Consider the following 22820-nt stretch of genomic DNA (forward strand, 5'->3'; position numbering starts at 1 on the left):
TCAGCGCCGGCCCGCGGACGGCACGGCGCAGGCCGCGGTGCCGCCGGGCAACCGGTGGCGGTTGCGGGCCACCCAGCGGTACACCGGCCAGGCGGCGACCCGCGCCGGCGGGAACCGCAGGCCGGCGCCGGCGATCCGCCACAGCGGGCCGCTGTCGCCGAGCAGCCGGGCGATCGCGTCCGGTCCGGCGGCGCGTACGCCGTCCGCGCCGACCCACTGGACCGCCTCCTCGCACTCCGCGGCGGTCAGCCCGAGCGCGTCGAGGTCGGCGAACTGCCAGGGCAGCACCCGGGCCCGGGTCGGGATCCGACGCTCGATGAACTCGGCGCAGCGGGTGCAGAACGCACAGTCGCCGTCGTAGACGAAGGTCGACGTCTCCATGCCCCCATCCTGCACCCCGGCCGGCCCACTGCGGTGGCCGGTGTCCGGCGCGTCACTTGCACTTCGTTCGTACGTGTGTTCGAATGAGGGCCATGCGCTGGGACAACCTCTCCGCTCCCCCGGACGAGGGGACTCCCGACGGGGGAGCGCCAGCGACTCCACCCCTGCCGCTGGCGCTCCCCGGCGCGATCGCCCGCACCTTCGACACCCCCGGCTTCGCCGGCATGACCTTCTACGAGGTGCGCGCCAAGTCGATCATCAATCGGGTGCCCGGCCAGTCCCGCGTCCCGTTCGAGTGGACCATCAACCCGTACCGGGGCTGCAGCCATGCGTGTGTGTACTGCGTGTCCGGTGACACCCCGATTCTCATGGCGGACGGGCGCACGAGGCCGATCAGCGAGCTGGAACGCGGTGACCGGATCTACGGCACCGAACGGCAGGGTGCCTACCGGCGATACGTGGTGACCACGGTCCTCGACAAGTGGTCGACGGTGAAGCGGGCGTACCGGGTCACCCTGGCGGACGGCACCACGTTGGTCGCCAGCGGCGACCACCGCTTCCTCACCGAACGCGGCTGGAAGTACGTGGCCGGGGCGATGGGCGGTGCCGGGAAGCGGCCATACCTGACCATCAACAACCGCCTGATCGGGACCGGCCAGTTCGCGACCGCACCGAAGGACTCCGCCGACTACCGGCGTGGCTACCTCTGCGGCATGGTCCGCGGCGACGCGCACCTCGGGACGTACACCTACCCGCACGGCACCGTGCACCGGTTCCGGCTGGCCCTGGCCGACGAGGAGGCGCTGGACCGTACGGAGCGGTTCCTCGGCGACGCTGGGATCGAGACGCGGCGGTTCTCGTTCGCCCCGGTGACCGCCACCCGACGGACGATCACCGCCATCCGCACCTCCCGGCAGCGCGACGTCGAGGCAATCGCGGAGCTGGTCCGCTGGCCGGACGCGCCGACGGACGACTGGCGGCGGGGCTTCCTCGCCGGCATCTTCGACGCCGAGGGCAGTTGCAGCCGGGGCGTGTTCCGGGTCAGCAACCGCGACGACGACATCCTCGAACGGACCATCGACGCCCTGCACCGCTTCGGCTTCCGCTGGGTCCTCGAGGATTCCGGCCGCCCCAACCGGTTACGGCAGATCCGGCTGATCGGCGGCCTCCCCGCCCGCCTGCGCTTCCTCCACCTGACCGACCCGGCCATCACCCGCAAGCGGTCCATCGAGGGCGCGGCACTGAAGTGCCGGGCGGCGCTGCGGGTGGTCAGCATCGAGGAGCTGGGTCTCGAGCTGCCGCTCTGGGACATCACCACCGGCACCGGCGACTTCATCGCCAACGGCGTGGTCAGCCACAACTGCTTCGCCCGCAACACCCATACCTACCTCGACCTGGATGCCGGGGCGGACTTCGACCGGAAGGTCATCGTCAAGGTCAACGCGGGTGAGCTGGTCCGCCGGGAGTTGGCCGCCCCGCGCTGGCGCGGCGCGCACATCGCGATGGGCACCAACGTCGACTGCTACCAGCGGGCCGAGGGGCGCTACCAGCTCATGCCACAGATCATCGAGGCGCTGCGGGACTTCGCGAACCCGTTCTCGATCCTGACCAAGGGCACGCTGCTCCTGCGCGACCTGCCGCTGCTGCGCCAGACCGCCGAGGTGACCCGGGTCGGGCTGTCGTACTCCGTGGGCTTCGTCGACGAGGCGCTGTGGCGCGCGGTCGAGCCGGGCACCCCCAGCCCGCGCCGCCGGCTGGACGCGGTACGCCAGCTCACCGACGCCGGATTCCAGGTCGGGGTGCTGATGGCGCCGATCCTGCCCGGGCTCAGCGACGACGACGAGTCGATCGACGCCACCGTGGCCGCGATCGCCGCGTCGGGGGCCACCAGCGTCACCCCGCTGCCGCTGCACCTGCGCCCCGGGGCCCGCGAGTGGTATGCGCACTGGCTGGCCCGAGAGTTCCCGCACCTGGTCCCCCGCTACCGGCAGCTCTACCGGTCCGGCGCGTATGCACCGCAGGCCTACCAGCGGGAACTGACCGCGCGGGTGCGGATGGCGGCCCGCCGGCACGGGCTGCACCGGGGCGACGCCGGCGACAACCGTCGGCTGCCCGTCCCGCCGCCCCCGACGCCGGCCGCCGAACAGCTCTCCCTTTTGTAGCGCCGACCGCCTACGATCCGCACGTGCTGGAGATCATCGAGACGGCGCGGCGCCGCCAGCGGATCACCGTCCTCGTCGGCCTGGTGGTGGGCCTCTGCGGGGGGCTGCTGTCGCTCTGGGCCGAGTCCGTCCACGGGGCCGTCGGGTTGCTGACCCTGCTCCCGCCCGTCGCCTTCCTCGGCTTGTCGATCCGGGAGCTGGCGCGCCGGCCCGGCACGGCGGAGTTGCAGGTCGACGAGAGCGCCCGGGCCGTCTTCTCGCCGCCGCATCCCACGCTCTCCTACCTGCCGATCCTCTGCGGGTGGTTCGCCTTCATCGGCGTCAACAGCGCGAGCCGGGCGGGCGACGACCCGCTGCGCTGGCTGCTGATCCCGGTGTTCGCGGTGGTCTGCGTCGCGCTCGCGGCCGTGTACTGGCGGCGGGTGCCGTTCGTCACGCTGACCGCCGAGGGGGTTTCCTCCGGCGCGCCGAACCCAGTCGCGGTCGTCCCGTGGGCGGCGCTCGGCGCCGGGGCTCCGGTCGGGCCAGGGGCGGCGGGTCGCTACCTGCGGCTGCCCGTCGCCCACCCGGAGTTGATCCGCCGCACCGGCTGGGGGTCGCGACGCGGCGCCTTCGTGCCGGTCCGCGAGTTGGCGGTGTCCCCGGGATTCCTGTCCGCCGCGATCCAGTACTACGTCGCCCATCCCGAGCACCGCCCGGTGATCGGCACCGCGGCGGAACACGCCAGACTCCGGCACGCCCTCACTGGCGCACCACTGACCGGCCAGGTCTGACCGGCGACGGCACTCGCCGGGTCGCCCGCCGCCGTCGGGGCTAGGCTCCAGAAATGCGCTCAGCCCAGCAGATCCTCGCCGACTCCGCCGTGATCGCCGTCGTGGGCGCATCCCGCGACCCGGGCAAGGCCGCACACCGGGTGCCGCTGGAGATGCAGCGCCACGGCTGGCGGATCATCCCGGTCAACCCGACGGTGGACGAACTCTTCGGCGAGAAGGCGTACCCGTCGCTGGCCGACATCCCGCACCCGGTCGACCTGGTCGACGTGTTCCGCCCGGCCCGGGACGCCGTCGACGTGGTCCGGCAGGCGGTGGAGGTTGGCGCGCCGGCCGTGTGGTTGCAGCTCGGGATCGTCTCCGCGGAGGCCCGGCGGATCGCCGAGGAGGCGCGGATCGACTACGTCGAGGACCGCTGCCTGATCATCGAGCGGGCGGCCGGCGGCCTGACCCGCCGCGGCTGACTCCGCTCAGGGCCGGACCACCACGACCCGCTGGCCGTACGGGTCGGTCGCCGCCACCCGGCCGTCGGCAGCGACCGCCATCAGCCAGCGCTCGCGCGCCGGCCGGTCGCTCCACACGGTCTGGACCGGGGGCACCTGGACGAGCGGAATCCGCTCCGGCTCCTGGCAGGGACGGTCGGCGCAGACCCGCAGTGTGGCGCGGCCGGGCCAGGCGCCGGAACCCACCCGGAGGTAGAGGCCGTCCGGGTAGCCAGGCTCGACCGCCATGTCATAGACGCCGCCCTGAGCCCGGTGCACGGTGGCCAGCGGCTGGCTGTCGTCGCAGCCGTGACCGGTCCGGCAGTCGAGGACGTCGCCGAGGTCCAGCAGGGCGAGGTCGTCGGGCGTCGGCATGCCGGAGTGGCGTGGGCCGTCGAGCGCCGCCACCTCGGTCCGCGCGCAGTCGGGGGTGACACACCAGGCGACGGAGACCGCGCCGGTGGACGGGGAGCGGAAGGCGACGACCGGCCGGCCGTTCCCGTCGACCCGGACCACCAGTCTGGTGGGCCGGGAGCCGTCTCGGTCTCCGAGCGCCCCGTCCACCAGGCCGAGGCTGGCGACCGTCGGGTTCATGCAGAAGACGTCCGCACAGTGGATGAGCTTCAGCTCGGCCTGGCGGGCGTCGTCGCGGGCCACGCCGGCGGGCCGGACCTCCGTGGCGCTGGCGAGCAGGATCTCCCCGGCCGGGGAGAGGGTGATCGCCGCCGCTTGGGATCCACGCAGCACCCTCAACCCGCCCTCGCCCCCCGGCAGATCCGCTGGGCGTCGCACTGCTCCAACTCGTGCTGGCCGAGGGCGTAGACAGAGCCGTCCGCTCCGAAGGCCGCTCCGCCGTACGGCTCGTACATAGTCACGGACAGATCGGTGCGGCGACGGTTCCGGCACTGGTCGTCGAGGCAGTCGTCGAACCAGCTCTGCCCGACGAGGATCGGACCACGTTCCGTCGGCCAGCCCACCGCGATCATCCGGTGCGGCAGGTCGGACGTGTGGACGGTGACCTCGGGCAGTCGTTCCGCAGCGAGGACGCCACCGACCAGCCCAGCGGGCAGCAGGACGGCGGCGAGCCCCAGCGGCACGGTGAGTCGGCCGAGCCGCTGGGTGCGCCGACCGGACGCCGGCGCGCGCGCCTCGGGACCGGGGGCCGGCAGCAGCGTCGGCCTGGACATGTTGCGGTGGGCGACGAGGAGGGCGGACGCCTGGAGTGCAACGACGGCGACGAGGGTCGCGTCCCGCAGCAGCCAGGCCAGGACGCCCTGGACGTGACCGGTCACGTGCTCCTCCGGGCGCGCGAAGGCCCAACCGTAGAGCAGGGCCGGTGCCGCGACACCGAGCAGGAGGAAGACGGCGAAGCCCACCGCCTGGCCGCGTACGCCCGCGAAGGCCGTCCGGAACGCCTCCCTGCCGCGCCGCTCGTCCAGAACCGCGATCGGCAGCACCAACGCGAAGCGGACCAGGAACGCGGCGACCGGCAGGGCGAGCAGCACGGCCACCACCCAGACCGACTCGCCGGCCGCGGGCAGCACCAGCCCTAGCACGAGGAACGCGACGAGCACCGTCCCCGCACCGGCGAGCAGTGCGGCGCAGACCGTGGGGAGCGCCCGGAGCGCGCGGCGCACCGGGCGGTCGCGTTGAGCCATGGCGGACACCGCGGCGGTCACCGCCCAGGCCCAGACGACCGGCTCGACGAGGGCGCCGACCACGCCGACCGGCGGGACGAGCATCCCGTTGACCACCCGCGCCGGGTCGACGCCGGGCAGCGGAAGCAGCCCGCCGAGCACCTGGAGCAGCGACCACGGTACGAGGACCAGGACGAGCGTCGTGAGCGCGGCGCGGCGGGGTGGGGTCGGCACAGGGCGTACGGTACGGCCCGGACACCAGCCTCCGCTGTCCCGGCAGCTGGCCCGGCTGGCGGGGGCGGCGGATCGCCGAGGAGGCGGGAATCGAAGACCTGGCCCAGGTCGCCTGCGTGGCACTCAGCCGACGGTCTCCGCCGGCCCGAAAACCAGGTCCAGCTGGGCGTCGAGGGCCGCCAGAGCGGTCGCCGCCGGGTAGTGCCCGCCGAGCAGGTAGATCCCGAGCCCCTCCAGGACGGCCAGCAGGCCCACCGCGGCACGGTCCGGGTCCACCCGCCGGTCGGCGCCCTCGGCGCGGCGGATCTGCCCGGCGATGAAGGCCAGCAGGCCGGCGGTCTCCTGGTGCAGCGCCACGGCGACGCTCGGTCGGACAGCGGTGTAGGCCAGGAAGGCCAGGGCCACCCGGCCGTCGGCCCGACGCGCATCGTCGAGCGGCAGCAACTCGACCAGCATGGTCCGCAGGAGCGCACGCGGGTCGGGGTTGTCGCCGAGCGCCGCGACCGCCCGGGTCACCCGGGCCTCGTTGTGCTCGCGGACCACCGACAGGGCGAACGTCATCATCTCGTCCTTGGTGCGGAAGTAGTGCTGCACCATCCCGGCGGAGACGCCGGCCTCGGCCGCCACGTGGCGCAGGCTGACCGCCTCCAGCCCGTGTTCGGCCGCCACCCGCATCAGCGCGTCAGCGATCAGCGTGCGGCGCTCCCGGTGATCGACCCGCTTCGGCATGGCCCCATGCTTTCACAATACGACTGCATTGACACCTCCATCGGCCACCGGATACGTTGCAACTGCATTGGAAAGACTGAAGGGCAGGGTGACCGTGGGGAAGCGGAGTGGTCCCGGTGTGCGCACGTTGCTGCGTCGCGTAGTGGCGTACGAGATCGGCATGTGGCTGAGTCTCGGCCGCTGGCTGCTGCGCCGGCCGCCGGCGCTGGAGCCCGGGGCGGTGGCGTTCAGCTACGTCGGCGTGGTGAAGCCGATCCTGATCGCCTTCATCGTCCTGTCGGCCGTCGAGATCCCGATCTTCGACCTGATCCTCCGGCACACCCTGCCGTGGCCGACCGTGCGGCACACCGCGCTGGCGCTGGGCATCTGGGGTCTGCTCTGGATGATCGGCCTCTTCGCCGCCCTGCGGATCCACCCGCACGTCGCCGACGCCGAGGGCCTGCGCATCCGCAACGGCTTCTCGGTGGACTTCCTGGTGCCGTGGGCGGCCGTCGCCCGGGTCGGCGCCCGCTACCGCTCGTTGCCCGCCAGCCGGGCCGTGCAGATCGAGCCGGAGGAGGCGCGGGTGATTTTGAACATCGTCACCGGCAAGCAGACCAGCGTCGACGTCGTCCTGCGCGAGCCGCTCGACGTTCGCCTGCCCAGGGGATCGAGCGGGCCGGTGCACGAGATCCGCCTCTACGCCGACGACCCTGCGGCGCTCGTGGCGCTGACTCGCCAGCATCTGGCGGTCCGGCTCCCCGGCCCGGACGCCTGATCGCGAGCCGCACCCGGGCGGCGGGACCGCACGGACCGGGTCAGGGCCGGACCGTGACCACCTGGTCCGGCCACAGCCGGGCCACCACCACCCGGCCGTCCGGGCCGGCCGCGAGGAGGAAAGCGTCCCCCGGGTACGGCACCGAAACCCCGCTGGCCCACGGCTCCGCCGCCGTCAACTGAATCTCGCGGGGAGCCGAGCAGCGGAAGTCCGCGCAGGCCCAGAGCACGGCACGCCGGGGCCCGGACACCTGACTCCCCACCTGCAGCCGGGCACCGGGCTGGCCGGGCGTGACCGCCACCGCGTAGCTGCCCCCGCCGGGGCGGTCGGCGGTGACGCTGACCGCGCTGGTGCACCGCTCGCAGGGATGAACCAGTCGATCGAAATGGAGGGCGGCCAGTTCCTCCTCGCTCGGAGTCGCCGGCTCTCCCTCATGGCCGAAGCTCGCGCCGGTGCAGGCCGGCGAATCGCAGCGGGCGATCCACACCCTCGAACCGCCTTCGGGGCGGTACGCCACGACCGGCCGACCGGTCCCGTCCACGCCCACCGCCAGCTCACGGAAGTACTCAGCGGAACGGCGAGCGAACTGCCCCTGCACCACGCCGAGCCGGGTGACGATCGGATCCGCGCACTGGAGGTCACGACAGCGGACCAGCCGCAGTTCGCTGTCCTCCTGCCGCAGCGTGCTCTGCCGTTCCTCGGCACCGGACCGGGGCACGGCGAGGGCGATGAGGATCTGGCCGTCGGGGGCCAGGGTGATCGCGCCCTTCGGCGGCTGTGGGAATGCGTCGAGCGGATTGGGGGCCCGCCGGCAGACGCGCTGCGGGTCGCAGTACGCCAGCCGGTCGGTGGTCAGCAGGTAGACGGAGCCGTCCGCCGCGACCGCCGCTTGTTCCGCTCCGGCGAACGCCGGCAGCGCTGTCCGCCGCGTCGTACGGCACTGGTCGTCGAGGCAATCCTCCACGGCATCCTGGGTGACCATGACGGGATGGCGCCCGGCCGGCCAGGCCAGCGCGACCAGCCAGCCGTCCGACCGGGGTTGGACGGAGACCTCGGGGAGCCGTCCCACCGCCACCAGGCCGCCGGCGACCAGGGTGGGCAGCAGCACCGCCAGCGGCGCGAGCGCCCGGGCCGCCCGGCACCACCCGGGCTCGGCAGGACGCGTGATCGGATGGGCCACCGCCAGCCGGGGCTGCGGAAGGTTGCGGTACACCGCGACGAAGGTCGCCGCCTGAAGGACGGCCAGCAGCACCTGGAGCACGTCCCGACCCAGCCAGAACGCCAGACCCGGCAGCCGTCCCGCGACCAGCGCCTCACCCTGGGCCACCGCCCAGGCGGTGAGCAGCGCCGGGGCGAGCACGCCGACCAGCAGCAGGATCGCGACGCGTACCAGATGCCGGCCGACGCCGGAGAACGCCACCCGACGGGCCGCCGTCCACGGCAGGTCCTCGAAGACGGCCAGGGGCAGCACGAGGGCCAACCGGACCAGGACCAGGACGACCGGCACGGCGAGCAGGATGCCGACGACCCAGACCACCTCGACGCTCGCCGGCAGCACTCGCCCGAGCAGGATGAGGGCGGCGAGCACCGCGGCGACACCGGTGGCGAGCGCCGCACCGACGGTGGGGAGCACGCACAGGGCCCGCCGCACCGGACGGTCGGCGCCGGCCAGGGCGGCCACCCCGGCGGTTACCGCCCAGGTCCACGCGACGGCGACGACCACGACTTCCAGCCAGCCGGGGGGCGACAGGACGAGCACTCCGTTGATCACTCTCGGCGCGTCGGCGTCGGGGATCGGGAGCAACCGCCACAGGGTCTGGAGCAGCGCCAACGGCACGAGCACCAGCAGGATCGGCGGCAGCGGGGAGCGGCGGGGCGGGGTCGGCACGGCCGTACGGTACGGGCCGGTCGCCCGCACCGCTGTCCCGCCCAGCCGGCCGGTCACCGGCGCACCGTCAGAGCTTGTACTCCTTGAGGAGGCCCCGGGAGATGATCGTCTTCTGGATCTCCGAGGTGCCCTCGCCGATGAGCAGGAAGGGGGCCTCCCGCATCAGCCGCTCGATCTCGTACTCCTTGGAGTAGCCGTAGCCGCCGTGGATGCGGAACGCCTCCTGGACCACCTCGGCGCAGTACTCGGAGGCGAGCAGCTTGGCCATGCCGGCCTCGACGTCGTTGCGCTGGCCGGCGTCCTTGAGCCGGGCGGCGTTGACCATGAGGGCGTGCGCCGCCTCGATCTTCGTACCCATCTCGGCGAGCTTGAAGGCGACGGCCTGGTGCTTGGCCAGCGGCTGACCGAAGGTACGGCGCTGCTGGGCGTACGCGACGGCCAGCTCGAACGCGCGGATGGAGATGCCGCAGGCGCGGGCGGCCACGTTGACCCGGCCGACCTCGATGCCGTCCATCATCTGGTAGAAGCCGCGGCCGACCTTCTCCTCGCCGCCGAGCACGGCGGAGGCGGGCACGGTGACGCCGTCGAGCACCATCTCGGTGGTCTCGACGCCCTTGTAGCCCATCTTGTCGATCTTGCCGGGGATGGTCAGGCCGGGCGCGGTCTCGCCGAAGCCGGGCTCCTTCTCCAGCAGGAACGTGCTCATGTTGCCGTAGACGGAGTCGGCGCCGGTGTCGGTCTTGACCAGGGTGGCCACCACCGAGGAGTACGCCCCGTTGGTCAGCCACATCTTCTGTCCGTTGAGGACGTAGTTGCCGCCGTCGCGGACCGCCCTGGACTTGATTGCTGAGACGTCGGAGCCGCACTCCGGCTCGGACATGGAGAAGGCACCGCGCACCTCGCCGGTGGCCATCCGGGGCAGCAGCCGGGCCTTCTGGTCGGCCGAGCCGTGCTGCGAGATCAGGTACGCCACGATGAAGTGGGTGTTGACGATGCCGGAGATCGACATCCAACCCCGGGACAGCTCCTCCACCACCAGGGCGTAGGTCAGCAGGGACTCGCCGAGGCCGCCGTGCTCCTCGGCGATGGTGAGGCCGAACAGGCCCATCTCGCGCATCCCGTCGAGGATGTCGGTGGGGTACTCGTCGGCGTGCTCCAGCCGCTGGGCGTGCGGAATGATCTCCTTGTCGGCGAACTCCCGGACGGTTTCCAGGATCGACCGCTGCACGTCGGTCAGGCCGGGCGTCTGGGCGAGTCGGGCCATGTCAGCCTCCGGGGGATCGGCGCATTACTCGTGGGTAACTGAACGCTCGGTCAGTATCGGTCCCGCGACCGGCGGAGCCAAGGTGACCAGTCCACACAACCGCTGTGAAAAGGTTCACCGCTGCGAGTAGCGTCCGCAAGAGAGAGGGCCGTTGACCTGCGACCGAAGGGGCGAACGGGCGTGAGCCAACCACCCGGGGAGCCGGACCAGCCGCCGTCGCCGTACGAGCCGCCGGGCTACGGCCAGCCGTATGGAGAGCCGTACGGCCAGACGCAGCAGCCGCGCTGGGGGCAGCAGCCCCCGGGAGGCGCCCAGCCGCCGTACGCTCCGCAGCCCCCGTACGGCCAGTACGGGCCGCCGGGCGAGGGACCGCGCGGCGGGCCGAACGTGCTCGCCATCCTGTCGCTGGTCTTCGCCTTCGTCTTCGCCCCCGCCGGCATCGTCCTCGGCCACCTGGCGAAACGGCAGATCAAGCAGACCGGCGAGCAGGGCGACCAGCTCGCCACCTGGGGACTGATCCTCAGCTACATCTTCACCGTGCTCGGGCTGATCGCCTGCTGCGGCTGGATCGCCCTGGCCTGGTGGGCCAACTCCGACAACGGCGGCTACGGCTGACCGTCACCGGAACTCGGCCTCCCGGACGCTGTTGCCGCCGTCGACCACCAGCATCTGCCCGGTGATGTACGAGGCAGCCGGCGAGCAGAGGAAGGCGATCGCGGCGGCCACCTCGTCCGGCGTGCCGGGACGGCCGACCGGGGTGCCCAGCCCCTGCTTGATCTCGGCGGCCGTCGACGCCGCGGTGTAGATGGTGCCGGGCGCGACCGCGTTCACCGTCACGCCGTCGGCGATCATCTCCATCGCCAGCGCCCGGGTCAGCCCGACCACACCCGCCTTCGCCGCCGCGTACGCCGCCTCGGTGGGCAGCGCGTTGACCGGGCCGGCGGTGGCGGCCAGGTTGACGATGCGGCCCCAGCCCCGCTCGGCCATCCCGCCGATGAAGGCGCGGCTGCACAGGAACGCCGTGGTGAGGTTGCGGTCGATCTCCCCGCGCCACTCGTCGTAGCTGAGCTGGGCCACCGGCCGCAGTACCTCCGGGCTGGCCCGGCTGGCCAGGCCCGCGTTGTTGACCAGCACCTCGACGTCACCGAGCTGCTCGGCCACCGCGTCGGCGAGGGCGCCCACCTCGGCCTCGTCGGTGAGGTCGGCGACGAAGCCGGTCACCCCCAGCTCGGTGGCGCGCTCGTGGATCCGTCGGGTGGTGGAGACGATCGCCACCCGGGCGCCCAGGTCGGCCAGGCGGCGTGCCGTCGCGTACCCGATGCCGTCCGGGCTGCCGGCGCCGGTGACCAGGGCGACCCGGCCGTCCAGCCGCATGGTGACCGGCTCGGCCAGCGGCGCCGGCTGGTCCTGGTCGGCGGACCCGGCCGGGAAGCCGCCCCGGCTGCGCCGCACCAGCCCCGGGCGGCTCACGTCCCGTCGCGACCGACCGCCGCGTGCGTCAAGTGCCATGCCGCGATCCTGCCCGCTGTGGACGTTCCGGGCAACGCGGCACCCGGAAAGCGGGTCCTCGGTGTTGCCGGTCGCTGGCTACCCTGACGGCAGCCGAGGAGCAACGGAGATGACCTGATGAGCTATCCCCCACCGGCCGGTGGTTGGCACGACCCGTCCGGGCCCGGGCCGCAGTCCGGTCCGCCAGCCGACCCGACCCTGCCGATGAGCGGCAACCCGATCCCGACCCAGCCCACCCCCGCGGACCCGTACGCGCCCGCCGGCCCGTACGCCGCGCCGGGCTACCCGCCGGCGGGCTACCCACCGCCGCCGGCCGACCCGTACGCCGCAGCCGGCTATCCGCCGCCGGCCGACCCGTACGCCGCGGCCGGCTATCCGCCGCCGGCCTACCCGGCGTACGGCCCCCCACCCAGGAAGACCAACGGCCTGGCCATCGCGGCGCTCGCGCTGTCGCTGATCGGCATCACCTCCTGCATCACCGCCCCGATCGGTGCGATCCTCGGGCACGTCGCCCTCAAGCAGATCCGGGAGCAGGGCGAGCAGGGCGAGGGCATGGCGAAGGCCGGCATCATCATCGGCTGGATCCTCACCGCCCTGATGGTGGTGGGCATCGCGGTGATCGTCATCGCCGCCATCGCCGACAGCAGCAGCAGCAGCTACTGACGCGGATGGGCCGCCCCGCACGACCGGGACGGCCCGTCACGCTCACCGGGTGGGGTTCACTCCGTGGGCGGGGTGAAGGACGAGGTACGGCTCATCCCGGCCGCCCGGCCCTTCGCCGAGATCACCAGCGCCATCTTGCGGGACGCCTCGTCGATCATCTCGTCGCCGAGCATCACCGCGCCGAGCTTCCCGCCCGCCTCCGACGTGTACCAGTCGTACGCGTCGAGGATCAGCTCGGCGTGGTCGTAGTCGGCCTGGGCCGGCGAGTAGACCTCGTTGGCCGCGTCGAGCTGGCCGGGGTGCAGCACCCACTTGCCGTCGAAGCCGAGCGCCGCCGAGCGCTTGGCCACCTCGCGGAACGCGTCCACGTCGCGGATCTGCAGGAACGGGCCGTCGATGGCCTGCTTGTCGTGCATCCGGGCGGCCATCAGGATGCGCATCAGGATGTAGTGGTAGGGGTCGCCCGGGTAGTCCGGGATCAGCGCGCCGACCACCAGCGACTTCATGTTGATCGAGGCCATGAAGTCGGCCGGGCCGAAGATGATCGTCTCGACCCGCGGCGAGGCGGCCGCGATCGCGTCGACGTTGACCAGGCCGGCCGCGTTCTCGATCTGCGCCTCGACGCCGATCCGGCCGACCTCCAGGCCGAGGGTCTTCTCGATCTGGGTCAGCGTCAGATCCAGCCACTGCACCTGGGCGGCGTTCTGCACCTTCGGCAGCATGATGCAGTCCAGGTTGGCGCCCGCGCCCTCGACGACCTCGATCACGTCCCGGTACGTCCACGGCGTGGTCAGGTCGTTCACCCGGACCACCCGGGTCTTGCCCGCCCAGTCGCCCTCGTTCAGCGCGGCGACGATGTTCTTGCGGGCGTCCGGCTTGGCCAGCGGGGCGACCGCGTCCTCCAGGTCGAGGAAGACCTGGTCGGCGGGGAGCCCCTGGGCCTTGCCGAGCATCTTGACGCTGGAGCCGGGTACCGCGAGGCAGGACCGGCGGGGGCGACCGACTGCGGCCATGGATGCGCTCCTTCCAGCGTCCGGCGGGCATGCCGACGCCACCAGAAATGAAGAAACCGAGAACTTAACGATCCCAAAGGCCGTTGTGACGTCACGGTAACCTCGTCCCGTGACCGGGGTGAATGGACCTGTGGAAGATCTCACTGAGCGTCGGATCGTGGTGGTGACCGGGGCCAGCTCGGGCATCGGGTTGGCCGCCGCGGTCGACCTGGCGCGCCGTGGCGACCAGGTGGTCCTGGTCGGGCGGGACCCGGCCCGACTCCAGTCCGCCGGGGACCGGGTGCGCGAGGCCAGCGGCGAACGTCCGGAGCTGTTCCGGGCCGACTTCGCCGTGCTCGACGACGTGCGCCGGCTCGCCGAGAAGCTGCGCGCGGCGTACGACCGGATCGACGTGCTGGCCAACAACGCCGGCGCGATCGTGCTCCAGCCGGCCATCACGGTCGACGGCTTCGAGCTGAGCATGCAGGCCAACCATCTCGCCCCGTTCCTGCTGAGCAACCTGCTGCGGGACCGGATCGGCCGGATGGTGGTGACCGGCTCCGACGCCCACCGCAGCGGCGTACTCGACCCGGACGACCTGAACTCCTCGCTGCGCCACTACCGGTCGTTCCGCGCGTACGGCACCAGCAAGCAGGCGAACATCCTCTTCACCGCCGAGGCGGCCCGGCGCTGGCCCGACATGCCGGCGTACTCGTTCCACCCCGGCGTGGTGCGCACCCGGTTCGGCAACGAGAGCCGGCTGGTCGCCCTCGGCATGCGACTGCTGCCGTTCCGCAGCCCGGAGAAGGGTGCGGAGACGCTGGTCTGGCTGGCCCACCAGGATCCGTCCCGGCTGGTCACCGGCGGCTACTACGCCGACCTGCGGCCCCACCGGCCCCGGCCCAAGGCGAGCGATCCGGCGCTGGCCGCCCGGCTGTGGACGACGAGTGCGCGGGCCGTCGGCGTCGACGCCTGAAGCGTTTTCGGGTGTCGGCGCGGTCCGGTCCACTGCGATACTCCGCCGCATGACCGAGCACGAGGGAGCGAGCCTGCACGTCCGCGGCGCGGACGCGGAACTGTCGGCCTGGCTGGAACGGGAGTTGACCGGGTTCAACAACGCCGCCACCGGCGCCGACGACGAGGCCGACCTGTCGGTGCGGGTGGTCGACCCCGACGGTGGGCTGCTCGCCGGGCTGACCGGCTGGACCTGGGGCGGCCGGGCCGGGATCAACATGGTGTGGGTCCGGGACGACCAGCGGCGCGCCGGCTGGGGCGGGCGGATGCTGCGGGCCGTCGAGGAGGAGGCCCGCCGGCGGGGCTGCACCGAGATCTCCGTGGCGTCGTTCTCGTTCCAGGCCCCGGACTTCTACCGCCGGCACGGCTACTCCGACACCGGGATCCGGGACGGCATCCCGGGCGGCCACGTCGATCACCAGTTCTGGAAGCCTCTGGTCGAAGACCCGGCCGGGGTGCTCCGGGTGGTCGCGCTGGTCGACCTGAGCGCCGACGCCGAGGCCGAGGCCGGCCGACGGTACGAGGACGCGGTGCTCGCCCTGCTCGGGCGGCACGGCGGGCGGCTGGAGCGGCGGCTGCGGACCGGGGACGGGCAGACCGAGGTGCACGTGATCCGGTTCGCCTCGCGGGCCGACTACGACGGGTTCCTGGTCGATCCCGAGCGCGTCGCGCTCCGCGCCGGGCTGGGAAACGCCGCGCCCACCACCCGGGTCCTCGAGGTTCGGGACGTCTGAGGGTCACTCCGAGACGTGCACCGGGACGCTGGTGACCACCACCCCCGGCAGGGCCCGCAGGGCGGCCCGGAGCCGTTGCTCGGCCCGGGTGTGCAGCAGCCGGTGCCGGCGGTGGCGCAGCACCACCTCCGGCACGATCACGGTCAGCGTCAGGTCCGGTCGGCTGGCGTGCAGCGCGTCCAGGTAGTGGGCCAGCGGTCCGATCACCGACCGGTACGGCGAGACGATGGTCTCCAGCCGCAGGCGGTCGCCCCAGGCCTGCCACTGCTCCCGGAACCGGTCCGCCTCGGCCTCCTCGGGGGCGATGTGCACGGCCAGCGTCGGCTGGCCCAGCGACGCCGCGTACGCCATGGCGCGCAGCGACGCCCGGTTCAGCCGGGCCACCGGCACGATCACCAGGTGGCGTACCTCCTGGGGCAGTTCCTCGCCCTCGGCGGATCCCCCCGGTCCGCGCGGCACGCCAACCGGCGCGGGCGCGGGGGGCGGCGCGGGCCCGGCGGACGGCGGTGGGTGCAGCGCCAGGGCGCGCTGCAGCGCGGCGTAGTGGTGGTGGATCCGGCGGGCGATCAGCACCAGCGCGGGCACCGCGATCACCACCACCCAGGCCCCCTCGGCGAACTTGCCGACCGCGGCGGTCAGCAGCACCAGCCCCGACAGCGTGGCACCGACCGCGTTGAGCGCCAGCCGGTGTCGCCAGCCCCGGTCCCGGTGGCGACGCCAGTGCACCACCATGCCGGCCTGCGACAGCGTGAAGGCGAGGAACACGCCGACGGCGTAGAGCGGGATCAGCGACTCGGTGTGTCCGCCGAACGCGACGAAGATGAGCGCCGCGGTGACGGCCAACGCGACCAGGCCGTTGTTGAACGACAGCCGGTCCCCGAGGTGCAGGAAGCGGCGGGGTGCGTGGCCGTTGCGGGCCATGAAGAAGAGCAGCCGGGGAAAGTCGTTGAAGGCGGTGTTCGCCGCCAGCAACAGGATCAGCGCGGTGGCGGCCTGGAGTAACGCGTACCAGGGCCCGGTGGGGAAGGTGAGCCGGCCGAGCTGGGACAGGATGGTCTGGTCCGATCGGGGCACCAGGCCGTTCAGGTGGATCAGGCCGATCAGCCCGGCGAAGAGCAGCACCAGCATGCCGACCATCCAGCCGAGCGTCGTGCGGGCGTTGCGCCACTCCCTGGGCCGGAACGCCGGAATGGCGTTCGACACCGCCTCGATGCCCGTCATCGACACCGCGCCGGAGGAGAACGCCCGCAGCACCAGCAGCAGGCCCAGCCCCTCGGCCGTCGGCACGGGCGGCGGTGGCACCGGCGCGAAGCCCCGGCCCGCAGCCCGCGCGTAGCCGACCACCAGCAGGGCCAGGACCGCGGCCACGAAGGCGTACGTGGGCAGCACGAAGATGTTGCCGGCGGTTCGCACCCCGCGCAGGTTGCCGGCGAGCAGCACGGCGATCACCAGCACCCCGAGCGGCACGGTCAGCGGCGTGAGCCCGGGCAGCGCCGAGGTGACCGCGTGCACGCCGGCCGCGATCGACACCGACACGGTGAGCACGTAGTCGAGCATCAGCCCGGCCGCCGCGGTGAGTCCCGCCGTCGTACCGAGGTTGTCACCGGCCACGATGTACGACCCGGCGCCGTGCGGGTAGGCGGGAATGGTCTGCCGGTACGACAGCCCCACCGCGATCATCAGCACCACGAGCAGGGCGGCCAGCGGCAGGGAGAGCCCGAGCGCGCTGCTGCCGGACAGCACCAGCACGGCCAGCATCGCCTCCGGCCCGTACGCCACCGAGCTGAGCAGGTCGGAGGAGAGGATCGGCAGGGCGACCAGCTTCCGCATCCGCTCGTAGAGCACGGCGGAACTGGACAGCGGCGGCCCGAACAGCGTCCGACGCAGCCGGGTGAGCGCCCGCCCGGTCCGGGAGCCGGGCTCGTGGGCCGGCGCGGTGGCGCACAGCTCGCCCGGTTCCTCCACGGTGAACAGGTCGATCGGGGTCAGCCGCCCGAACCGGCTCGGCGCCGGGCCGGGCCGGTTGCGGCCCAGGGTCGGGTCGAGGGGCAGCTCGTCCGCCCCTCGGGGCGTGCGCCAGCGCTCCCCGATCCGGCCCAGCACCGCCCGCTCCTCGGGACCGAGCGGCGGGAACTCGGCCGAGGGCGTGACCAGCGTGCCCCGATCGGGCTCGCCGTCGCCCCGCCGCTCCGCTTGCGCCCCCACCCTCCGCACTTTCACGGATGGCAGCGGCTCGGGAGGCGGAATCGCCACACTCTCCGGAAAAGTGTGGCCACCACGCGCCGCGGTGGCCGGCGTCAGTCGGCGAGCGGGGCGGCGTCGGCGGGCAGCGGGACCGGCTCGGTACGGCGGCCGGCGCGGGCTCCGCCGAGGATGACGACGGCGACGCCGGCCAGCAGCAGGGCCAGCCCGGGCAGGGCGAGCGGGCGGGGCAGCTGGCCGAGCCAGACCCAGGCGATCAGCGCCGCGCCGGGCGCCTCCAGCAGGATCAGCACGCTGACCGTGGTGGCCGAGACCCGGTGCAGGGCGTAGTTGAACATCGAGTGGCCGAGCAGTTGGGCGCCGGCGACCAGGCCGAGGATGGCCAGCCAGGTGGTCGGGGCATACCCGTGCAGGCGTACCCCGCCGATCAGGCAGACCACCAGCAGGATCACCGCGCAGACGCCGTAGCAGATGGTGGTGTAGGTGGTGGTGCTGATGGTGGCCCGGGCGCGCTCACCGAAGGCGGTGTAGATCGCGGCGAACATGCCACCGGCGACGGCGAGCAGGTCACCGGCGAAGGCTCGGCCGGAGACGGTGAAGTCGGCGCCGGTCGCCAGCGCCGCGCCGAACACGGCGACCGCGATGCCGGCCCAGACCGCCACCGGCAGCCGCCGGCCCTGCCAGCGGGCGATCAACCCCTGCCACACCGGCTGGGTGGCGCCCAGCGCGGTGGCCGCGGCGACCGAGGTGAGCTGCGCGCTCGGCATCCAGGTGGCGAAGTGCGCGGCCAGGGCCACCCCGGACAGTACGCAGTACAGTCCCTCCCGCCGGCCGGCCCCGACGGTCAGCGCGCGGAACTCGTCCCGCCGCCGGGCCAGCGAGAACGGGCCGAGCACGGCTACCGAGAGCACGTTGCGCCAGAAGGCGATGGCGAGCGCGGGCGCGGCGGCGAACGCGACCAGCGGGGCGGACGAGGAGACGGCGGAGACGGCCAGCACGAGCGCGCCGGCGGTCAGCGCGTCGAGCGGCGGGCGGTGCGGAGCGGACGACACGGAGAGCAATCCTCACACGAACAGTGGACACCACGGACGGTCAGCGTTCCGTTACGATCATGCACGTCCCGGCGATCCCTCCCCTCGACGTCCGGAGGCGCTCCCCCATGCCGAGGTACCAGGCCGTGCTGTTCGACTTCTTCGGCACGCTGACCCGCTGCGTCCAGCGCGGCTCGACGCACCAGGCCACCGCCGAGCTGCTCGGCTGCCCGGCCGACACCCTGTTCGAGGTGCTCGACCGCACGTACTACCAGCGTGCCAGCGGGCGACTCGGCAACGCCGAGGCGACCCTGCGCTGGGTCTGCGACCAGGTCGGCGTGCACCCCACCGACGCGGCGGTACGCGCCGCCGTCGCCTCCCGCCTCCGGGCCGTACGCGCCGACACCCGGCTGCGGGACGAGGCCGTGCCGGTGCTGGCCGCGCTGCGCCAGCGGGGCGTACGCACCGGGCTGATCAGCGACTGCACCCACGAGCTGCCGGCGTTCCTGCTCCGGCTCCCGGTCGCCCCGCTGCTCGACGTACGCGTCTTCTCGGTGCAGGTGGGCTGCTGCAAGCCGGATCCGGCGCTCTACCTGGCCGCGTGTCGCCGGCTCGGCCTCGCCCCGGCCGACTGCCTCTACGTCGGCGACGGCGGCAGCCAGGAGCTGACCGGCGCGGAACGGGCCGGCATGACGGCGGTCCGGCTCGCCGCGCCGGACCTGGTCGACCACCTGGTCTTCAATGCGGACCGGTCCTGGGACGGCCCGTTGCTGACCTCGCTGGCCGAGGTGCTCGACCTGCTCGACCCGGTCGCCGCACCCGCCGCGGCCGCCTGAGGTGCAAGGAAGGGCCCCTCCTCAACGCCTCTGGTGCGGCACGACGGCGGCCCGCTCAACGGCGCCGGACCTTGTGCAGCCGGAACGGCTTGCGGGTGGCCCGGACCACCGGGGCCTCGCGGGGAGGTTCGGCCAACGAGTCGGCCGGCAGGTCGGCGCCGGCGACCGGCGTGCCCGCCAGGGTCAGGCGGTTGAGCGCGCAGCCCCGCTCGGCCCAGCGAGCCACCAGGTCGGCGGTGGGGCCGGAGGCGTTGAGCCGCTTGGCGGCGACCAGCGGCGCGGCGGCGTCCCATTCCTCGGTGCCCGGCCGGAGCCGGGTCACCCGGGCCGGCCAGCTCACGATCCGGCCGCCGTGGTCGCCGCGCAGGATCACCTCCGCCGCGTCCGCGTCGGCCAAGCCGGGCGCGGACTGCTCGCCGGGGCCGGCGACCACCAGGAGCGCGCCCTCCAGCGGCAGGCACCACAGCGCGTACGCCGGCCCACCGGCCACGGTCACCCATGCGACCGCCGCCTTCTTGACCGCCTCGTCCACCAGGGGTGCGGTGACCCGCTCGTCCACCTCGTCGCTCACTCCGGCATCCTCCCGCATCCCGGCCGTCCGGACCGTCAACAGGGCCCCTGCGCTACCGCAGGCGTCAAGAAGGGGCCCTTCCTTGCCCGTCAGCCCACGAAGGGTGGGACGGCGATCTCGCCGCGGGCCACCGGCACCACCTGGCCGCTGACCGTCGCGCCCAGGGCCACGCCGGCGGCAGCGGTCACCGTGCAGGCCAGCGCGGAGGGACGGTTGATCTCGACGCCCTGGCGGACCGCGTACCCGGAGCTGCCCTCGCCCGGCAGCAGCCCGCTGGCGACCAGCCAGACCCCCAGGCCGAGGGCGGCCGAGCCGGTGGCCGGGTCCTCCGGTACGCCGAGCCCGGGCACGAAGACCCGGGCGTGCGCAGTTTGCGTGGCCGCGTCCCAGGAGAAGACGCTCACATGCTCCACGCCGTACCGCTCCGCCGCCGCCGCGTTCATCCGGGCGCGGGCCACCGCGTCTGGGTGAACCGGAAGGTAGGGGAACTCCAGTCCGCAGCCGGCCACCCGGGGTGCCGGACCGGCGTGGTCGGCGGCGGTGAGGCCGACCATCTCCAGCAGCGGCTCCGGGTCCAGCTCGGGACCGAGGGTGGGGGTGCCGCCGGTGAGGGTCGCGCCGGTGGCGGTCACCTCGATCGGCAGCACCCCGGCGCCGCACTCCTGGGTGACCCGGCCCGCCTCGAACAGCCCGCGGCGGCTGGCGGTCACCGCGGCGCCCACGCTGGGGTGCCCGGCGAACGGCAGCTCGTCGGCCGGGGTGAAGATCCGCGCCCGGTACGTCGCGCCGACCCGGGTCGGCGGCAGCACGAACACCGTCTCCGACAGGTTGAACTCCAACGCGAGCGCCTGCATCTGCTCGGTGGCCAGCCCTTCCGCGCCGAACACCACGGCCAGCGGGTTGCCGGCGAAGGGGCGATCGGTGAAGACGTCCACGATCTCGTAGGCCAAGGTCGACATGTTGATAAACACTAGGCCCTTAGGCTGGTGCCCGTGAGCACGCCGAACCGGGTCTACATCGCTCGACTCGCCGGAGTCGCCGTCTTCGACCCGAACGGTGACCAGGTGGGTCGGGTCCGTGACGCGGTCGCCCGGATGCGGCCGACCCAGCGCCCGCCTGAGGTGGTGGGCCTGGTCGCGGAGATGCCGATGCGCCGGCGCATCTTCCTGTCCATCAACCGGATCACCTCCATCGACCCGGACGCGGTCGTGCTCGGCAGCGGCACCCTCAACCTGCGCCGGTTCGAGAAGCGCCCGAACGAGCTGCTGGTGCTCCAGGAGTTGCTGGACCGGCGGGTCCAGCTGGACACCGGGCAGGCCGGCTCGGTGGTCGACGTGGCGATGGAGTGCAGCCGCGGCGGCGAGTGGTCGCTGACCCGGGTCGCCGTCCGCGAGCAGACCAGCCGCCTCACCCGCCGCGGCCACCTGCACCAGGTCGACTGGGACCGGGTACGCGGCCTCGGCAGCTTCGGCGACGCCCGGGGCACGGCGAACCTGCTCGCGGTGCTGGAGGACATGCGCCCCGCCGACCTGGCCAACGCGTTGCAGGATCTGCCGGACGCCCGGCGCAACGAGGTGGCGGCGGCGCTGGACGACGAGCGCCTCGCCGACGTGCTCAGCGAACTGCCCGAGCACGACCAGGTGGAGATCCTGGCCGCGCTGGACCGGGAACGCGCCGCCGACGTGCTGGAGGAGATGGACCCGGACGACGCGGCCGACCTGCTCAACGAGCTGCCCCCGCCGGAGCAGGACGTGCTGCTCGACCTGATGGAGCCGGACGAGGCCAACCCGGTACGCCAGTTGCTCCGCTACGCCTCCGGCACCGCCGGCAGCGTGATGACGTCGGAGCCGGTGATCCTGCCGCCGGACGCCACGGTGGCCGAGGCGCTGGCCCGGATCCGGGAGCCGCAGCTGTCCCCGGCGGTGGCCGCGCAGGTCTTCGTGGCCCGCGCCCCGCTGACCACGCCGACCGGGCGCTACCTGGGCATGGTCCACTTCCAGCGGCTGCTCCGCGAGCCCCCGGCCGACCTACTCGGCGGGGTGGTGGTCAACGACATCGACCCGCTCCGGCCGACCACCCCGCTGCCCGAGATCACCCGCCGGATGGCCACCTACGACCTGGTCGCCATGCCGGTGGTGGATCGGAACAACCGGCTGGTCGGCGCGGTCACCGTGGACGACGTGCTGGACCACTCGCTGCCACGCGACTGGCGGGAGCGGGACGCAGTGCCGACCGCGTCCGCCGCTGCCGAGGAGCCCCTGGAGCGCACCGATGGTTGATCAGCGACGAAGCGAACGGCTCGACCAGCCGCGCGCGCCGCGGGGCCTCCGCCTCCCGCGGATCGACCAGGAGACCTTCGGCCGGGTGGCTGAGGGGATCGCCCGGGGCATGGGTACGGCGAATTTCCTCGTCTACATGACCCTGGTCCTCACGGCCTGGTTCCTGTGGAACACGCTCGCCCCGGCGAGCCTGCGGTTCGACCCCTACACCTTCACGTTCCTGACCCTGGTGCTCTCGCTCCAGGCGTCGTACGCGGCCCCGCTGATCCTGCTCGCGCAGAACCGGCAGGCCGACCGGGACCGGATCGCGCTGGAGGAGGACCGGCGGCGGGCCACCATGCAGAAGGCCGACACCGAGTACCTGGCCCGGGAGATCGCCGCGCTGCGCATCGCGATGGGCGAGGTGGCCACCCGGGACTTCCTCCGCTCGGAGCTGGCCCGGCTGGCCGAGGAGATGGACGAGGCGGCGGAGCGCCGGCGGAAACTGGAGCGCCGACAGCAGGAGCGGGAGGCCCGGCGGCAGGCCGGCGGCGAGCCGCTCGACGAGCCTCGCGACGAGCTGGACGGCGACTACGCCCGCGACGGCCACTTCGAGGGCTGAACCGGTCGCGGAAATTATTGAACGCCGCGCGCCTCAAGGGGCCAGGCGAGCGGCGTTCGCCTCGATCGTCCCACTTCGCGGCAT

General features: G+C 73.4%; 23 protein-coding genes. 11 read left to right on the forward strand and 12 right to left on the reverse strand.

Annotated features, from left to right (window positions below):
• On the reverse strand, positions 1–381 hold the full coding sequence (locus ACFYOS_RS04460; protein WP_387135984.1) for a thiol-disulfide oxidoreductase DCC family protein: 381 nt from the start codon (positions 379–381) through the stop codon (positions 1–3).
• Between the two features lie 92 nt (positions 382–473).
• Here ACFYOS_RS04460 and ACFYOS_RS04465 point away from each other — a divergent pair, with 92 nt between their 5' ends.
• The 3 genes from ACFYOS_RS04465 to ACFYOS_RS04475 are packed head-to-tail and all read left to right on the forward strand — an operon-like array spanning position 474 to position 3777.
• Positions 474–2543: an intein-containing Rv2578c family radical SAM protein gene (locus ACFYOS_RS04465; protein ID WP_387135985.1), complete on the forward strand. Its 2070-nt coding sequence runs from the start codon at positions 474–476 to the stop codon at positions 2541–2543.
• 23 nt (positions 2544–2566) lie between these two features.
• Positions 2567–3316: a hypothetical protein gene (locus ACFYOS_RS04470; RefSeq protein WP_387135986.1), complete on the forward strand. Its 750-nt coding sequence runs from the start codon at positions 2567–2569 to the stop codon at positions 3314–3316.
• Positions 3317–3369: 53 nt separating this feature from the next.
• Entirely contained in the window at positions 3370–3777 is a 408-nt protein-coding gene (locus ACFYOS_RS04475) for a CoA-binding protein (RefSeq protein ID WP_387135987.1), read from the forward strand.
• Between the two features lie 6 nt (positions 3778–3783).
• On the opposite strand, the gene ACFYOS_RS04480 is transcribed toward ACFYOS_RS04475, so the two are convergent.
• The 3 genes from ACFYOS_RS04480 to ACFYOS_RS04490 all read right to left on the reverse strand — a co-directional run bounded on the left by ACFYOS_RS04480 (position 3784) and on the right by ACFYOS_RS04490 (position 6395).
• Positions 3784–4542, reverse strand: coding sequence for a hypothetical protein (locus ACFYOS_RS04480; protein WP_387135988.1), 759 nt, complete (start codon positions 4540–4542; stop codon positions 3784–3786).
• A gap of 2 nt (positions 4543–4544) precedes the next feature.
• Positions 4545–5666 (reverse strand): hypothetical protein, encoded by a 1122-nt coding sequence (locus ACFYOS_RS04485; RefSeq protein ID WP_387135989.1) that lies wholly within the window; start codon positions 5664–5666, stop codon positions 4545–4547.
• Between the two features lie 123 nt (positions 5667–5789).
• A complete protein-coding gene (locus ACFYOS_RS04490; protein WP_387135990.1) occupies positions 5790–6395 on the reverse strand; it encodes a TetR/AcrR family transcriptional regulator in 606 nt (201 codons plus the stop codon).
• Positions 6396–6522: 127 nt separating this feature from the next.
• Here ACFYOS_RS04490 and ACFYOS_RS04495 point away from each other — a divergent pair, with 127 nt between their 5' ends.
• Positions 6523–7152 carry a hypothetical protein gene (locus ACFYOS_RS04495; RefSeq protein ID WP_387135991.1) on the forward strand — a complete coding sequence of 210 codons (630 nt, stop codon included), beginning with the start codon at positions 6523–6525 and terminating at the stop codon, positions 7150–7152.
• Between the two features lie 40 nt (positions 7153–7192).
• Here the strand turns inward: ACFYOS_RS04495 and ACFYOS_RS04500 are convergent, their stop codons facing one another.
• Positions 7193–9040: a hypothetical protein gene (locus tag ACFYOS_RS04500; protein ID WP_387135992.1), complete on the reverse strand. Its 1848-nt coding sequence runs from the start codon at positions 9038–9040 to the stop codon at positions 7193–7195.
• A gap of 67 nt (positions 9041–9107) precedes the next feature.
• Positions 9108–10304: an acyl-CoA dehydrogenase family protein gene (locus ACFYOS_RS04505; protein ID WP_387135993.1), complete on the reverse strand. Its 1197-nt coding sequence runs from the start codon at positions 10302–10304 to the stop codon at positions 9108–9110.
• Between the two features lie 180 nt (positions 10305–10484).
• Here ACFYOS_RS04505 and ACFYOS_RS04510 point away from each other — a divergent pair, with 180 nt between their 5' ends.
• Positions 10485–10919, forward strand: coding sequence for a DUF4190 domain-containing protein (locus ACFYOS_RS04510; RefSeq protein WP_387135994.1), 435 nt, complete (start codon positions 10485–10487; stop codon positions 10917–10919).
• A gap of 3 nt (positions 10920–10922) precedes the next feature.
• On the opposite strand, the gene ACFYOS_RS04515 is transcribed toward ACFYOS_RS04510, so the two are convergent.
• Positions 10923–11813 carry an SDR family NAD(P)-dependent oxidoreductase gene (locus tag ACFYOS_RS04515; RefSeq protein ID WP_387135995.1) on the reverse strand — a complete coding sequence of 297 codons (891 nt, stop codon included), beginning with the start codon at positions 11811–11813 and terminating at the stop codon, positions 10923–10925.
• A gap of 117 nt (positions 11814–11930) precedes the next feature.
• On the opposite strand from ACFYOS_RS04515, the gene ACFYOS_RS04520 reads away from it, so the two are divergent.
• Positions 11931–12476 (forward strand): DUF4190 domain-containing protein, encoded by a 546-nt coding sequence (locus tag ACFYOS_RS04520; RefSeq protein WP_387135996.1) that lies wholly within the window; start codon positions 11931–11933, stop codon positions 12474–12476.
• A gap of 56 nt (positions 12477–12532) precedes the next feature.
• Here ACFYOS_RS04520 and ACFYOS_RS04525 read toward each other — a convergent pair whose 3' ends face one another.
• Positions 12533–13489, reverse strand: a complete 957-nt coding sequence (locus tag ACFYOS_RS04525; RefSeq protein WP_387135997.1) for an HpcH/HpaI aldolase/citrate lyase family protein — start codon at positions 13487–13489, stop codon at positions 12533–12535.
• A gap of 130 nt (positions 13490–13619) precedes the next feature.
• Between ACFYOS_RS04525 and ACFYOS_RS04530 the strand changes: the two genes are divergently transcribed.
• Positions 13620–14444, forward strand: coding sequence for an SDR family NAD(P)-dependent oxidoreductase (locus ACFYOS_RS04530; RefSeq protein WP_387135998.1), 825 nt, complete (start codon positions 13620–13622; stop codon positions 14442–14444).
• 49 nt (positions 14445–14493) lie between these two features.
• On the forward strand, positions 14494–15216 hold the full coding sequence (locus ACFYOS_RS04535; RefSeq protein ID WP_387135999.1) for a GNAT family N-acetyltransferase: 723 nt from the start codon (positions 14494–14496) through the stop codon (positions 15214–15216).
• Positions 15217–15219: 3 nt separating this feature from the next.
• On the opposite strand, the gene ACFYOS_RS04540 is transcribed toward ACFYOS_RS04535, so the two are convergent.
• Positions 15220–17421, reverse strand: coding sequence for an APC family permease (locus ACFYOS_RS04540; protein ID WP_387136000.1), 2202 nt, complete (start codon positions 17419–17421; stop codon positions 15220–15222).
• A 92-nt stretch (positions 17422–17513) separates the two neighbouring features.
• Positions 17514–18470: a DMT family transporter gene (locus ACFYOS_RS04545; RefSeq protein ID WP_387136001.1), complete on the reverse strand. Its 957-nt coding sequence runs from the start codon at positions 18468–18470 to the stop codon at positions 17514–17516.
• Between the two features lie 107 nt (positions 18471–18577).
• On the opposite strand from ACFYOS_RS04545, the gene ACFYOS_RS04550 reads away from it, so the two are divergent.
• Complete coding sequence (locus ACFYOS_RS04550; protein WP_387136002.1) at positions 18578–19285, forward strand: HAD family hydrolase; 708 nt, start codon at positions 18578–18580, stop codon at positions 19283–19285.
• 55 nt (positions 19286–19340) lie between these two features.
• Here the strand turns inward: ACFYOS_RS04550 and ACFYOS_RS04555 are convergent, their stop codons facing one another.
• Both ACFYOS_RS04555 and ACFYOS_RS04560 read right to left on the reverse strand, forming a co-directional pair.
• Entirely contained in the window at positions 19341–19874 is a 534-nt protein-coding gene (locus ACFYOS_RS04555; protein ID WP_387136055.1) for a hypothetical protein, read from the reverse strand.
• A gap of 71 nt (positions 19875–19945) precedes the next feature.
• Positions 19946–20815 carry a PhzF family phenazine biosynthesis protein gene (locus ACFYOS_RS04560; protein ID WP_387136003.1) on the reverse strand — a complete coding sequence of 290 codons (870 nt, stop codon included), beginning with the start codon at positions 20813–20815 and terminating at the stop codon, positions 19946–19948.
• Positions 20816–20848: 33 nt separating this feature from the next.
• Between ACFYOS_RS04560 and ACFYOS_RS04565 the strand changes: the two genes are divergently transcribed.
• Positions 20849–22135 (forward strand): magnesium transporter MgtE N-terminal domain-containing protein, encoded by a 1287-nt coding sequence (locus tag ACFYOS_RS04565; RefSeq protein WP_387136004.1) that lies wholly within the window; start codon positions 20849–20851, stop codon positions 22133–22135.
• Positions 22128–22736, forward strand: coding sequence for a DUF1003 domain-containing protein (locus ACFYOS_RS04570; protein ID WP_387136005.1), 609 nt, complete (start codon positions 22128–22130; stop codon positions 22734–22736). Before ACFYOS_RS04565 ends, ACFYOS_RS04570 begins: the two co-directional genes overlap by 8 nt.
• The last annotated feature ends 84 nt before the right edge of the window (positions 22737–22820 follow it).

Origin of the sequence: Micromonospora sp. NPDC005806 (assembly GCF_042871425.1) — a bacterium.
In the GTDB taxonomy this organism is placed as follows: Bacteria; Actinomycetota; Actinomycetes; order Mycobacteriales; family Micromonosporaceae; genus Micromonospora.